Source organism: Burkholderia sp. FW306-1C-G01B (assembly GCF_058781685.1).
Genome location: NZ_JBYSWZ010000002.1, coordinates 55748 through 67820 on the forward strand (window position 1 = coordinate 55748; position 12073 = coordinate 67820).

At 58.8% G+C, this 12073-nt stretch carries 14 protein-coding genes and 3 pseudogenes; 4 read left to right on the plus strand and 13 right to left on the minus strand.

The features are described from left to right. Positions 1 to 441 (minus strand): DUF937 domain-containing protein, encoded by a 441-nt coding sequence (locus tag AC3WLY_RS04430; RefSeq protein WP_492308210.1) that lies wholly within the window; start codon positions 439 to 441, stop codon positions 1 to 3. Positions 442 to 776: 335 nt separating this feature from the next. Here AC3WLY_RS04430 and AC3WLY_RS04435 point away from each other — a divergent pair, with 335 nt between their 5' ends. Further along, positions 777 to 1145 (plus strand): hypothetical protein, encoded by a 369-nt coding sequence (locus AC3WLY_RS04435; RefSeq protein ID WP_492308209.1) that lies wholly within the window; start codon positions 777 to 779, stop codon positions 1143 to 1145. 99 nt (positions 1146 to 1244) lie between these two features. Here the strand turns inward: AC3WLY_RS04435 and AC3WLY_RS04440 are convergent, their stop codons facing one another. The 7 genes and pseudogenes from AC3WLY_RS04440 to AC3WLY_RS04470 all read right to left on the minus strand — a co-directional run. Continuing rightward, a complete protein-coding gene (locus AC3WLY_RS04440; RefSeq protein ID WP_492308208.1) occupies positions 1245 to 1553 on the minus strand; it encodes a plasmid pRiA4b ORF-3 family protein in 309 nt (102 codons plus the stop codon). A gap of 1 nt (position 1554) precedes the next feature. Further along, the gene (locus AC3WLY_RS04445; RefSeq protein WP_492308207.1) at positions 1555 to 2757 is read right to left on the minus strand and encodes an OmpA family protein; all 1203 of its coding nucleotides are present in this window, start codon (positions 2755 to 2757) and stop codon (positions 1555 to 1557) included. Positions 2758 to 3332: 575 nt separating this feature from the next. Further along, positions 3333 to 4052 carry a winged helix-turn-helix domain-containing protein gene (locus AC3WLY_RS04450; protein WP_310133129.1) on the minus strand — a complete coding sequence of 240 codons (720 nt, stop codon included), beginning with the start codon at positions 4050 to 4052 and terminating at the stop codon, positions 3333 to 3335. Between the two features lie 148 nt (positions 4053 to 4200). Continuing rightward, positions 4201 to 4533, minus strand: a complete 333-nt coding sequence (locus AC3WLY_RS04455) for an H-NS histone family protein (RefSeq protein WP_492332645.1) — start codon at positions 4531 to 4533, stop codon at positions 4201 to 4203. A 147-nt stretch (positions 4534 to 4680) separates the two neighbouring features. Next, positions 4681 to 5385 (minus strand): DUF2968 domain-containing protein, encoded by a 705-nt coding sequence (locus tag AC3WLY_RS04460; RefSeq protein WP_492308206.1) that lies wholly within the window; start codon positions 5383 to 5385, stop codon positions 4681 to 4683. A gap of 501 nt (positions 5386 to 5886) precedes the next feature. After that, positions 5887 to 6222: a hypothetical protein gene (locus AC3WLY_RS04465; RefSeq protein ID WP_492308205.1), complete on the minus strand. Its 336-nt coding sequence runs from the start codon at positions 6220 to 6222 to the stop codon at positions 5887 to 5889. 7 nt (positions 6223 to 6229) lie between these two features. Beyond that, positions 6230 to 6343, minus strand: a pseudogene (locus tag AC3WLY_RS04470) (IS110 family transposase); the annotation flags it as partial. Between the two features lie 438 nt (positions 6344 to 6781). Between AC3WLY_RS04470 and AC3WLY_RS04475 the strand changes: the two are divergent. Further along, positions 6782 to 7059: pseudogene (locus AC3WLY_RS04475) on the plus strand (transposase); the annotation flags it as partial. On the opposite strand, the gene AC3WLY_RS04480 reads toward AC3WLY_RS04475, so the two are convergent. From AC3WLY_RS04480 to ribA, 4 genes and pseudogenes are all read right to left on the minus strand, one after another. Next, positions 7050 to 7205 (minus strand): hypothetical protein, encoded by a 156-nt coding sequence (locus AC3WLY_RS04480; protein WP_492308236.1) that lies wholly within the window; start codon positions 7203 to 7205, stop codon positions 7050 to 7052. The pseudogene AC3WLY_RS04475 and the gene AC3WLY_RS04480 overlap by 10 nt on opposite strands. An 8-nt stretch (positions 7206 to 7213) precedes the next feature. Continuing rightward, positions 7214 to 8146: an acyl-CoA dehydrogenase family protein gene (locus AC3WLY_RS04485; RefSeq protein ID WP_492308204.1), complete on the minus strand. Its 933-nt coding sequence runs from the start codon at positions 8144 to 8146 to the stop codon at positions 7214 to 7216. Between the two features lie 170 nt (positions 8147 to 8316). Beyond that, positions 8317 to 9006: pseudogene (locus tag AC3WLY_RS04490) on the minus strand (tyrosine-type recombinase/integrase); the annotation flags it as partial. A 222-nt stretch (positions 9007 to 9228) separates the two neighbouring features. Beyond that, on the minus strand, positions 9229 to 9879 hold the full coding sequence (gene ribA / locus AC3WLY_RS04495; RefSeq protein ID WP_034180409.1) for a GTP cyclohydrolase II: 651 nt from the start codon (positions 9877 to 9879) through the stop codon (positions 9229 to 9231). A 173-nt stretch (positions 9880 to 10052) separates the two neighbouring features. Here ribA and AC3WLY_RS04500 point away from each other — a divergent pair, with 173 nt between their 5' ends. Continuing rightward, positions 10053 to 10514, plus strand: a complete 462-nt coding sequence (locus AC3WLY_RS04500) for a CBS domain-containing protein (RefSeq protein WP_072442482.1) — start codon at positions 10053 to 10055, stop codon at positions 10512 to 10514. 157 nt (positions 10515 to 10671) lie between these two features. Here AC3WLY_RS04500 and AC3WLY_RS04505 read toward each other — a convergent pair whose 3' ends face one another. Beyond that, positions 10672 to 11001 (minus strand): DUF4148 domain-containing protein, encoded by a 330-nt coding sequence (locus AC3WLY_RS04505; RefSeq protein ID WP_175959470.1) that lies wholly within the window; start codon positions 10999 to 11001, stop codon positions 10672 to 10674. A gap of 512 nt (positions 11002 to 11513) precedes the next feature. On the opposite strand from AC3WLY_RS04505, the gene AC3WLY_RS04510 reads away from it, so the two are divergent. Then, positions 11514 to 11912 (plus strand): GreA/GreB family elongation factor, encoded by a 399-nt coding sequence (locus AC3WLY_RS04510; RefSeq protein WP_175959471.1) that lies wholly within the window; start codon positions 11514 to 11516, stop codon positions 11910 to 11912. Positions 11913 to 12073 lie beyond the last annotated feature (161 nt).

The following is a 12073-nucleotide window of genomic DNA, read 5'->3' on the forward strand; positions in this document are numbered from 1 at the left end:
TCACGGTTTCGGTCGTACCTCGGCGCGCCGGGCCGCGGCTGCGTCGGCGGTCTCGCTCACGACTTGAGACGCCCCTTTGGTCAGTTGCGCCGTGCCGGCATGGCCCATGGCGGGGAGACGGTCGCCGAACAATTCGGTGAGCAATGCCGAGCCGGCCTTCATGTTGGTTTTTGTTGCCGCGCCACCTGAAAAGAAATTGTCCGGATTCGTGCGCGCCAGCGACCGGTCCAGCCGCGGCGAGTCGAGCACGGCCGTAAGCGCATCGGCACCCGAGAGCGTGGCCAGCCCCCGGTGGACGATTGCCGCAAGAAGATTCGGCAGAAGCGAATCGACTGCATCCTTCACATCGCTCTTCGCCTCTCCGAGAAACAGAGGGGCCTGTTCACTGATCTGCGTCGCAATCAGGCTATGCAATGTCCGAAGAATGTCGGGATACGTCATACACAGTTTCTCCTTGCGGTGGTGTATAAATTTCTTTTTTATTGCTCTTCCATTCGAATCCAAACTTCAAAACGGATAAATCGATTACCGGCGTGCAACGTCCGGAAATAAATCCATTGAACAGACGACAGCCGGCCACCACACGCACGAATCGCGTATGGACGAGCGAAACGCGACCGACGGAGATCGGTCACATCAAGGGCTTTAACGGGATGAGTCGTCGAATCGTGCCGCGAGACGGCACATGACGATTTCGAGGTGGATTCCCTGCTCCGCTATGCTGCGGATCATAATGGGCACACACGAGACGCTGTGATGCGTGATTCAAGTATAGAGTGTCTTTCCAATGGAATGCAACAAAAAGCGACGGCGCAGCAGCACATTCGGACATCTCATTACGCACGAACAGAGGCGGTGCTTCAATCAATGCCCCGTCCGGGTCGGTCCCGCCCACGGAAGTTATTCGCGTTCGACCTGGTTCTTTTCCCGAGCAGCCGCCATTCGTTTTCCTCGACGCAATGCGCGAACACGACCTGCTGCACTACGAAACGCTGATTGACGGCCACTGCCTGCTCGGCACGCCATGGTTCGTGTGCGGCCCCTACAGTTTCATCGTTCATTACTTCGGCCCGTTCGCCGTAGTCGCCCAGGCCTTCAATGTCCATAAGCGAACGCTACAGCGTCATTTGAGAGAATCCGATTGAAGGTGGATTGCGAATCCTTGCACCGGACCTTGACGCTTCCGATGGCTTTGAATTTTTTATCTCTTCATGACAAGCGTCCATCCGAGGCCGTCATGACGATCAGAACTTGACCTCTGAGAGCCGCCGATTCGCGAGCACGAGATCGAAGGCGGCAAGATCGAAGCTACCGCCACACCACTCGAGGAACTGGTCCCGCTCCTCGTGCGTCGGATCGGTGATCGCTTCGAGGAAGTCGGCATATCCCGGCACTCCACCGACGTATTCCGGTGGACAGAAGTTATCTGGCTCGCCATAGTGGGTTTCGCCGAAAACGAACTCGTACAGTTGCCCGCCTTCCCAGCCCATGGCCGGTTGCAGCACGACATGCAGCTTGCCCAGTCCGATCGAACCGGGAAGGCGGGCATACATGTCACGGTTTCGGTCGGACCTCGGCGTGCCGGGCCGCCGCGGCACCGGTGGCCTGGCTCACGATCCGGGACGCAGCTTTCGAGAGCCGCGACGTATCGACCCCGGCCGCCACCAGCGCCGCCGTGACCGCTTCTGCGCGACGGTCCGCGAGGCGCTCGTTCAAGGCTCGACCGCCCGTGTCATCGGCGAACCCCGTCACGTCGAACAGGGCATCCGGGTGATCCTTCGCGTAAGCCACCCATTCCGAAGCGACCTGCTTGAAATCGTCGGGCAGCGCGGCACTGGCATAACCGAAGCGAACGTCGAGCAAAGGCGGCGCCGTGCCGGCCTGTGGCTTCACGCTTTCAAGCGAACTCGCCGCGGATTCGGAGGCCTGGTCGAGTTCGGGAGCGGTCGATGTCGCAGTTGCGGACGATGCCGGTTGTGACGACGATGCGGGAACGGCCGATGCCGCCGCCTTCTCGGTTGTGTCAGGCGTGTGATGCGAGCAATAGGCAAGCATGAGCAGTACCGCGAGCAAGAGCAGCAGGATCAACCATAACTCACGACGCCGTCGCTTGCTTTCGTCCAGGCGCGTTTGTGCGGTCGCACTGAGCGGTCGTGTCAGAGCCGCGTCGGGATCGGCGGTCGATTCGAGCCAGGTCGCCGCGGACGGCATGCCGAGCGCCGACAAAAAGCGCTCCTGCAGGGCCGGATGAACGGCGTGCCGCTGAGCGTGCAGAAGGCGGACAAGAGACCCTCGGCCGGCCCCCTCTTCACTGGTCATCCACGCATGTCGGAGAACGGCGAAAGCGAACGGTGCGACCATCGCAAGCAGTGCCCTGCCGCTTCCGAGCTTGAGGTTCGCCAGGCTTGCCGTAGCACGCTCCATGTCGTGGATACGATCCCCGAAAAGTTCGGCGAGTAGCGCGGTTCCTGTCGTCATGTGCGTTTCAGTTACTGTACCGCCGGAAAAGAAATTATCCAGATTCGCTTGCGGCAGTGCCGGATCGAGACGAGGCGAGTCGAACACAGCCATCAAGGCAGTGGCTTCCGAAGGGCTCGACAGCCCCCGGTGAACGATTGCGGCGAGCAGATTCGGCAGCAGCGTGTTGACGGCCTCTCTCACGTCGCTTTTCGCTTCGCCGAGAAATGACGGCGTCTGTTCGATGAGCGGCGCTGCAATCAGGCTGTGCAACGTCCGAAGAATGTCGGGATACGTCATACACGGATTCTCCTTGCGGTTTAAAAGCTTCCCTCTTTTGATTCCTTTTTTCGATATCGCCATTTATTACGGGATGCGAAATAAATACGCGACTTCGCGGGGCACCACGTTTCCGAATCGACGCGCAGACGACGGCCACGCGCGCGAACCGAGCGCAAGGCGAACGAAAACCGCGACCGGCGAAGGCGGGTCGCAATTATTGCTTCAAATGGGAGGAGCGCCGAATCGTGCCGCGAGACGGCACACGACGATTTCGAAGTGGATTCCCTGCTCCGCTATGCTGCGGATCATGATCGTCGTCGCAACATACCGCGAAGACGGCTCCAGTATAGAGAGCCTGCGTAGCGGAATGCAACAAAAAACAGCTGCCGGGCCCTACAGGCATTGCATGACGTGCGAACAGTACGGAATCTCGTCCGACATCCTTTTTCCGTCGTAGCAATGCTTGAAAAACAGGGTTGCTCGAGCGTTTTTCATTCGTGCCGCGTGTTGTCGGGGTCGCCGACAACCCATTTAGCGTGCGCGTCGCTGAACGGTACGAACACTTCTCGATTGTCGATGCGCGCAGCGCGCAATCAGTAATTGACCGACCGAGACAACGCGCTATCACTTTTTCGTTGGCCCGCAGATACCAGCTTGTATCCTTCGCCACGCACCGATATGAGACGGTAACCGTACTCGCCATTCAACTTGAGCTTGCTGCGCAATCGTGAGATATGAACGCGGACGTTGTGCCGTTGAGGCTTTTGCATCGAGACACCCTCCCACATCGCGCGCCACAGATCTTCAAATGTGACGACACACAGGTACTGGGAAAACAGCAAATGAGCGGCGCGATGTTCCATTCTCGTCAACAGAACCGGCTCCCGGCCGAGACAGACTCGGTCACTACCAGAAAAAAAAATGTAAGAACCATGCGACGGGTTTCTTGAATTGAGATGAGGTCTGCGGACCCGACGTAACAGAGCGCCGAGTCGGGCAATGATCAGCTCGTACGAGACGGGCCAGTTAAGATACACATCTGCTCCAGCCATCAGGGCTGCGACCATCTCACTCTCAATCTCTCTTCCGACGATGGTCAACGGCGTTCCAGCAAAAGCAGGATCGTTTCGGAGTTGCTCGACCCACGGAGCGATCGACTCGTCAAGCGTCGGTTCCATCACCAGAACAAGATCAACGACGGTTTCGCGCATATATTCCACTAGCGCATCTCGCGTATCTAGCTTTGCGGTCATATAACCAAACTTTGCTAGTGCATCGGCCAATTCATACCGACGAACCGAATTTCCATCCATTACCGCACACCGGACCACCGCACGACTGATCGAACAAGACGGCATTGATACCCCCTTTTCATTGTCATTGATACGATGACGGTGCCTCATCTCGTCGGATCGACATCGCCACCGCGTCGCCACTGGCTACGCGCGCGATCCACCGCGCTCATACCTCTTTCTTTTCGGCATACCCTCCGGCTGAATCGCTATCGGGTTCGAGCCTAAAATCCTCCGGATCGCGTCCTTGCATCCAACGCGGTCGCTTCCCGCGACCTGACCACGTCGCGCCCGTATCGGGATCCCAAAATCGTGGTGGAATACGCCTGCGTTGCCCAACGCTCAACAGTATTTCGACCTCTCGCGTGGTGATTTCGTATTCCCGCATGAGCTTGACAATCTGCTCGACGACATCGTTCCGGATTGCCGCGCGTCGCACCGCAATCCTTGCCTCGAGCGCAGATAGTTGCGCTTGGAGCGTCTGTAATGACTCACTCGACATCTGTCCTCCGTTAGCCCGTTACATCTGAGTACAATTGCCGAACGACGGGTAGAATGGCAACCGACACCAAGCCGACCATGCACATCATTTGTGAGATTAGGTATCGCCCGGTTTCCAATCCGGTTGTTCAATACGTCTCCGCAATGTTCAGATATCTATTCGACGAACGGTCAAATTAGGAATACGTTCATTGCTAGTTGTACGGAGCTGTTGAATGAGGCGAACTGCCTTGTTTAGCTGCGCCTGTGACGCGAGTCGCTGTGCTTCGAGTTGAGCCACTTCCTTCCTAACTTGCTGTTGGCGGTTACTCACAATCTGTGCCTGCTCGAGATGATTGTCGAGATCGGCGCGAAGCCGCTCCGCCTGCGCTTGCGACTCCTCGATCATCGCGACCAGGTGCTCGTTCTGTGCTTCCAACTGCGTGCGTCGCAACTCAACGTCTGCGAGACGTACCGCCTGCTCCTCGAAATGTCGAAAGGCCACCTCCGCTGATTCAAATTCCGCCGCATTCAACGCGCGCCAGAGCCGTCCGTCCTGGCTAAGCGTGATGTAGTACGACAGCTCCGTACGGTGCAACAGTAGCGCCACGACGTAAGAAAACGTCTGCAACGTTCGCAGGGTGGTCAGGGCATCGCGGGTCATCATTGCGTCAACTTCTGCGATTTCCGCAGTCTGAACCACCCGAGAGCTGCCTTGGGGTAATACAGCACTCACTGGTCTAAGCGGCTGGACAGTATGCACAGCACTCGCGAAAGCGTCCGCCGACTCCGACACTTCGATCGCCCCATACGCCGTATCGACTGCGCCAGTCTCCGCGCCCGCGGTAGGAGGTCGCCTAATATGCAACTTCATGATCAATCTCTTCAGTACAGGATGTCCGCAAGAAATCGCCTGCGGCTTAACAGGTTTTACGGTTAAGCTGAAAATTCAATTCGACGGTTCTCAAATCTCCCAATGGTTGTTAAATCGTTCGATATGGTTTTTTCCGCTCCGTATCCCCGCGTTCAGGTGCCCGCCTGCCACTAGCCAAGCAATGCTTCTGCACGCTTACGCGCGAGCCTCATGAACACGTTTCTGTTACCCAGGCAGTCCATGTATCTCGCTATCTCGAAGTTGGCCGGGTGTCCGGCATCGGCGCAAGCCTTTAATAGCAGTGCAGATTCATCGAGATTCTCAATCGCCGATGCCGGAACATGGCCCTTGGAGCTCCCGAAATCGATATCTGTGCATTCAGCGCGTGTCCCAGATCGTTCGGCTCACACGGATGACTACCATCGATTGCCGCGACCATCGCGCGGCGAAATGCTCAGTTGCTACATCCACGCACTCGTCGCTAGCGAACGTCGTGATCAGTCACTGCGTCCCAAAAGCTTGTCGCAAACGAGTAGGCCATCCGCCGCTTGCCGCAGCCCCCGCCAGCTCGATTAATAAACCACGCAGCGCTAACTCGGCACCGCACACGAGTAACGTATCGACATGGTCAAACCAATCGGTACGAGCGCCGCGTACGACCGTGAAATCAGCAACAAGTCGTCCATCGCCGAACCTGGTTTTGAGCGTGCTCAGTAACCTATCGCGCTGCCGCTCGCTCGCGACTGTCACTGCAAGATGAGGGATGCCCGAGGCATCGACACGCAGTGCTGCGGCGGCACTCATTGCCACCACGGAAGGCGTCGTCGAGTCGCTCATGTCAGCTAGCCTCTGCATCGACGATGTCGGTCTTGTTTGACTTAACAAACGGTCTGACGAACTGCGCGGGAACGTTGCGAACCTCATGTCCCTGACCAATCGCTTTGCGAGCGAGCCAGTTTCAACAGGAATACGAAGTAAATATGAAACTTCCCTGCATACGGCGTTTCGGAATCGAATGGACGGACGGCAGCGACTCGCACGAACCGTGCGTATCGCGAACGGAGACCGCGACCGCACGGACACGGTCACATCTTCTTTTTCAAACGGGAGAAGCGCCGAACCGTGTCGCGTGATGACACATGGCGATTTCGAGATGGATTCCCTGTTCCGCTATGCTGCGGATCATGATCGTCATCGCAAAATACTGCGAAGACGGCTCCAGTATAGAGAGTCTTCACAGCGGAATGCAACAAAAAAGTGCCTGAAACATACAGACATTGCATTACACGAAACCGCCTTGAATCGCCCCGAGTTTTGTGGAGGCTCCAACTCTTGAGAGAATGGAGCCAAGAACAAGAAGTCAAGCAAGTTTTCCCCGGAAGTCCGAGAGCGCGCAGTGCGCCTGGTACGCGAGCAGCGTAGCGAGCACCCGTCGATGTGGGCGGCAGTCGAATCGATTGCGCCGATGATCGGCTGCACACCGCAGACGCTGTTGGATTGGGTTAAGCGCGACGAAGTCGACCGTGGAGAGCGCGATGGCGTGAGTACGGCCGAGCGTGAATGCATCAAGGCCTTGGAGCGCGAGGTCAAGGAACTGCGCCGGACCAACGAGATTCTCAAACTGGCGAGCGCATTTTTCGCCCAGGCGGAGCTCGACCGCCGTTTCAAGTCCTGAAGGCCACCTCTCCCCTTGTAAAAAGCGCCGGGATCTTTCCGGATTTCCGTGTTTCGGATACGCCTTCAAGGTAGACCGGCGTATTCGGCAAGCCGAGATCAAGGCGTCGCCAGATGTCGAGCTGCCAGCCCAGAAGGGATGCCACGAAGACTCCTACACGGTGCGCCGCAAGAGCGGATCGAACGTGTGTATCTCGCCACCGTACGTCTGCTCGATGTCACCGATCTGATCCTCGTAGGAACCGATGAGCTCCGAGAGCTTCGCGGAGGCGGCCACGCTATCGTCCTGGTCGTGCGATCGCCGCATGGCATGCAATGCACCCGAGAGGCTACGCGTGGCCCACTCGAAGGTGTGAGCGCGAACTTCGCCGCCCTCCTTCTGGAGCGCTGCTGCGGTCACCGCCCACGCCACGGCATTGGCCGTACGGGCGGCGAGACGGTGCTGATACTGCGGGGAAAGTGACGGGAATGTTGCAGACGCTTCCTCAAGAACTGACCAGAGGGGTGCAAGAAAATCTGCATCCGGAAAGTCCTCCGTTAAGAGGATGTGCAGCTTTCCTGGGTTCTTCAGCACTGAACGTCCGAGGTAGCCGGAGATTCCGTCCGTGGAACCCTCGAAGACCCTAAGAACTCGGTAGTCCCTGAAGTTCTGCGTGACTGGGTTCGAGTCAAGGAATCCGCGCCACCCCATGAGTTGCACGCAAGTGTCGATAACGCTCCACGACAGTTCGCCGCTGACGATCTTGCATACCGTGTAGTACGTGGGATCAACGACGCGCCCCTCGTCAAGGCCGTCATAGATCAAGCGTATTACCGCATCAACAGCCTCGATGGAAGCGACGCAATCACTCAGGATCTGCTCATTCCGGCCATTGCTCAACAGCGGGCCGGTCGCAACGGTACGACGCGAGACGTAACGTGTGGCGAGCTGGAGGCACCGTTTCATCGTTCCGACGATTCCAGCAGCGAGCATCCAGCGGCCAGCCTGGAAAGCGTGCGTCGCAACAGCCGCGCCATTGCCGACCCCGCCGAGGACAGCATCGGCGTCGAGCCGCATGTCGCGCATCTCGATGTGATGCTGCGGCACGGCCCTCATTCCCACCGTGAGGGCCTCGGAGACAGGCACCCACCCCGGAAGTCCTGGTCGGCGCCAGGAAGGTCGTCAGGCTGTCGTCAAGGTGCACCGTGAGGTTGATGTACTTGGCCCAGCCGCCCAGCGAAATCATTGACTTGGTGCCGTTGATGACGTAACCGGAACCACCGGATCAATGTGCCGAGTTCGTCCACCGAGAGCACTCGTTTCTGCGTCCCTGTGTATTTACCCTCGACCTTGCGCCCTTTGCTCTCCAATCGCCCTCTTAAGACATCCTTCCACCAATTCGCAGTGGTGTCGGGAAGGCGCCCGGCATCAAGCGCGTAGTTCCAGGCACCACCAAGCTCCATGCGAAGGCGCGCCGCAACCATCGGCGTCTACCGATATGAATCGAGGAAATCGAACGCCTGGGCACGTGTGATAGTCGCGGCGCTCGCATCCGCAATAGGCCCCAGCATCGCCTTGAATATACGGGCGACCTCGACTGCTCCCTTCGTCTTCCGATTTGGTTCCACATGGCCTTCCAGACAGTCGCGGCACAGCTCCCTGACGGTGTAGCTGGTCGGCGATGGACGAGCGGCCGCCTCTTCCCGCTTTCGACATGGAGCGGAAAGCTCGGCCCCAGAATCGCGCCCGGCGCGACTCTTTTCCCACGCGGAGATCGCTGTAGCAAATGCCATCGCAGGCCACTCGCCGAGCTTCACCTGCCGCATGCGGCCGTCGACCGGCGACTTGTAGCGATACGTCCAGGATTTGCGACTCGCCGAAGCTTGAAGGCGAAGCCCCGGAAACCCCTCAAAGGTCATGTGCTCGCCGTTCGGCAGCTTGGCGACGATGCGGGCATCAAAACGCATTCTTCCCTCGGCGTAGGTTTTTTCCAAGAGAAGCATCCGCAGCGTAGGTTCTCTGCACAACGCCACTGAAACCTACGCCGATGCGGCAAGTTTAGCCAAGCAGAAACAAGCGTCGATGCAACGACAGGAGCGCAGAGAATTCCTAAAATATCGTTATATTTCAACCACCTAAAGACATTCCCGGATCAACTTGGACCAGCCTGGACTAGCCCCAAACTTCCCCTACTCGTTTTCCTCGAAGTAATGCCCGAACTTCGTCTGCTTCGTACGAATATAACGCTCGTTTTCCTCGCGCACGGGTACCGCGAGCGCCACGCGTTCGCAGACGGGAATGCCGTGCTTCGCGAGCGTGTCGAACTTCTTCGGGTTGTTGCTCATCAAGCGCACCGACGTCACGCCGAGGATACGGAGGATCGCGGCGGCCGAGTCGTATTCGCGGGCGTCGTCGGGCAGGCCGAGGTCGAGGTTCGCCTCGACGGTGTCGCGCCCCTGCTCCTGCAGCGCGTATGCGCGAATCTTGTTGCTCAAGCCGATCCCGCGCCCCTCATGGCCGCGCAGATACAGCAGCACGCCGCGGTCTTCGGCCGCGATGTAGCGCAACGCGAGATCGAGTTGCTCGCCGCAATCGCAGCGGTATGAGCCGAACACGTCGCCGGTCAGGCATTCGGAATGCAGCCGCGTCAGCACGGACTGCTCGCCGGTCACGTCGCCCATCACGAGCGCGAGATGTTCGGCATCGCTGCCCGACACGCGGAATGCGTATGACGTGAACGTACCGTAGCGCGTAGGCAGCGACGCAGTGGCGACGAGCGTCACGCACTCGTCGGCCTGGCCATTGCCCGGCGTGGGCGATTGGGGACGCAAAGACATCATGAATTCAATCGAAACGTTCAGGAATGTAGGAGTTGTGTGGATAGTGCGTGACGGGAGTTTACCGCTAATCTGGAAACGTCACGCGACTGCCGCCTGCCCGGCTATACTGGGTCCATCGGGTGACGCGCATCACGCCTGCCTTCCCTGCATCGACCTGCACACGGAGAAAGCGAATGAGTACGACTGTCGCGCAGATTCTCAAGGCCAAGCCGGATTCGGGCCGCACCATCTACACCGTCAAGAAGAACGACCTCGTCTACGACGCCATCAAGCTGATGGCGGAAAAGGGCATCGGCGCTTTGCTGGTCGTGGACGGCGACGACATCGCAGGCATCGTCACCGAGCGCGACTACGCGCGCAAGATCGTCCTGCAGGACCGTTCATCGAAAGCCACCCGCGTCGAGGAAATCATGACGGCGAAGGTGCGCTACGTCGAACCGTCGCAGTCCACCGACGAGTGCATGGCGCTGATGACCGAGCACCGGATGCGCCACCTGCCCGTCCTCGACGGCGGCAAGCTGATCGGCCTCATCTCGATCGGCGACCTCGTGAAGAGCGTGATTGCCGATCAGCAGTTCACGATCAGCCAGCTCGAACACTACATCCACGGCACGCCCGCGGTTACGTCCGTCTGACCCGCTCCAGCAAAAAAGGCCCAAACGCATAAGCGTCTGGGCGGAAAGCCGCCGGAATGCGGCGACGGAGGTTCTGCTCCTGCGGGCGAACGACGCGCGCGGACGACGCGCGTCTCGTCGATTAAGTGGTGCGCTCGGGCAGACCGGGGACGTTCGCTTAGTTGCCGAAGTAGACCGAGTTCACGGGATTCGGTGCTTCCCGCGTCATGCGACGGCCAGCTTGTCCGGCACTCGTCGCCACCGCACCGTAGCCGCTCGTATCGGCCTGCGCGAGCATCGGCTGGTTCGGCTGGATCCGTTGTTCGGCGGCCTGGATATCGCTCGGATATTGCGAATCGCTCGCCAGCGGCTTGTAGCCGTTCTGTTCGAGTTGCACCAGTTCGGCCTTGACCTGGTCGCGGGTCAGCCCTTGGTCTGCCTGTGCAAACGATGCGATCGGGGCCGCAAGGACGGATGCGGCGATGGCTGCGTAGATGATCGACTTCATGATTTACCTCCGGAATATGTTCTGTTTTGACGTCGCCTCGGCAGGACTGTCTGAAGCGATTGAACCTAGTGTAGTTCTCACCACCTCAAGGGAAAACCCTTGGTTTGAACATACAGCGTTGCGATTTTGGAAAATATCGCCCACTGTTTATGGACCAGGACATTGACACTTGCTTCATCCGCACAACAATCGCTGACGAAACGCCAACAGCCGGATCACATATCCCGAAGGTTGTGTTGTAAAATCGTAAGGTTTTATTCGCCAGTCGATATTCCATCCACCATGTACGCGCTCACGCCCCTCTCGGTTTCGCCGTCCGGCCCGGCCGGCGTGCGCGCGCGCGCCGGCCATCCGGCGCACCCACTCGCTCGACGCACGGCCCAGGCGCCGCTCGCCCCTGCCCGGCGCCTGATCTGACGGCTCGGTCTCCTCCCGGAGCCAGGTCAGACAGGCTCCGGGCGATCCTCATAGGCACGCCACGCCTGCCCCTGCCGATCATTTGGAGAACTGCCATGAAACAACGCCTTTACCAGTTGACCGAACTCGACGTTGCTCGCCTCGAGAAGCACGCCGAACACAACCCGCGCTTCCAGACGATGCTCGATACGCTGCTCGAACGCGCCGATATCGTCCAGCCCGACGCAATCAAGGCGAACGTCGTCACGATGAACTCGCAGATCACGCTGCTCGACGAATCGACCCACGAACAGGCCACCTGGACGATTGTTTATCCGGACGCCGCCAATCTCGAGCTCGGCCGCCTGAACGTCTTCTCGCCCGTCGGCATGGCACTGCTGGGCACCCAGCGCGGCCAGATGGTCAAGGTGATGCAGCCGAGCGGCGTCGAAAAGCTGATGAAGGTCGCCGCAATCGTGTTCCAGCCGGAAGCCAACGGCGAATACACGCGCTGAGCCATCTGCCGCCGGCACCGCGCCGTAACCGCGCACAACGAAAAAAGCGAGGCACAGGCCTCGCTTTTTTTGCATCCGGACGACGCGAATCGTCGACATCACATTCCGCACATGAAAAAAAAGGCGCCCGAAGGCGCCTTTTGATGCTGCGAAGCGGGTTA

What these genes read in the sequence shown, in the direction of transcription:
- AC3WLY_RS04505 (WP_175959470.1), bottom strand. Translation starts at nt 11,001, where the DNA reads ATGAAGTCGATCATCTACGCAGCCATCGCCGCATCCGTCCTTGCGGCC.
- AC3WLY_RS04500 (WP_072442482.1), top strand. Translation starts at nt 10,053, where the DNA reads ATGAGTACGACTGTCGCGCAGATTCTCAAGGCCAAGCCGGATTCGGGC.
- AC3WLY_RS04430 (WP_492308210.1), bottom strand. Translation starts at nt 441, where the DNA reads ATGACGTATCCCGACATTCTTCGGACATTGCATAGCCTGATTGCGACG.
- AC3WLY_RS04465 (WP_492308205.1), bottom strand. Translation starts at nt 6,222, where the DNA reads ATGAGCGACTCGACGACGCCTTCCGTGGTGGCAATGAGTGCCGCCGCA.
- AC3WLY_RS04455 (WP_492332645.1), bottom strand. Translation starts at nt 4,533, where the DNA reads ATGTCGAGTGAGTCATTACAGACGCTCCAAGCGCAACTATCTGCGCTC.
- ribA (WP_034180409.1), bottom strand. Translation starts at nt 9,879, where the DNA reads ATGATGTCTTTGCGTCCCCAATCGCCCACGCCGGGCAATGGCCAGGCC.
- AC3WLY_RS04510 (WP_175959471.1), top strand. Translation starts at nt 11,514, where the DNA reads ATGAAACAACGCCTTTACCAGTTGACCGAACTCGACGTTGCTCGCCTC.
- AC3WLY_RS04440 (WP_492308208.1), bottom strand. Translation starts at nt 1,553, where the DNA reads ATGTATGCCCGCCTTCCCGGTTCGATCGGACTGGGCAAGCTGCATGTC.
- AC3WLY_RS04460 (WP_492308206.1), bottom strand. Translation starts at nt 5,385, where the DNA reads ATGAAGTTGCATATTAGGCGACCTCCTACCGCGGGCGCGGAGACTGGC.
- AC3WLY_RS04450 (WP_310133129.1), bottom strand. Translation starts at nt 4,052, where the DNA reads ATGGATGGAAATTCGGTTCGTCGGTATGAATTGGCCGATGCACTAGCA.
- AC3WLY_RS04445 (WP_492308207.1), bottom strand. Translation starts at nt 2,757, where the DNA reads ATGACGTATCCCGACATTCTTCGGACGTTGCACAGCCTGATTGCAGCG.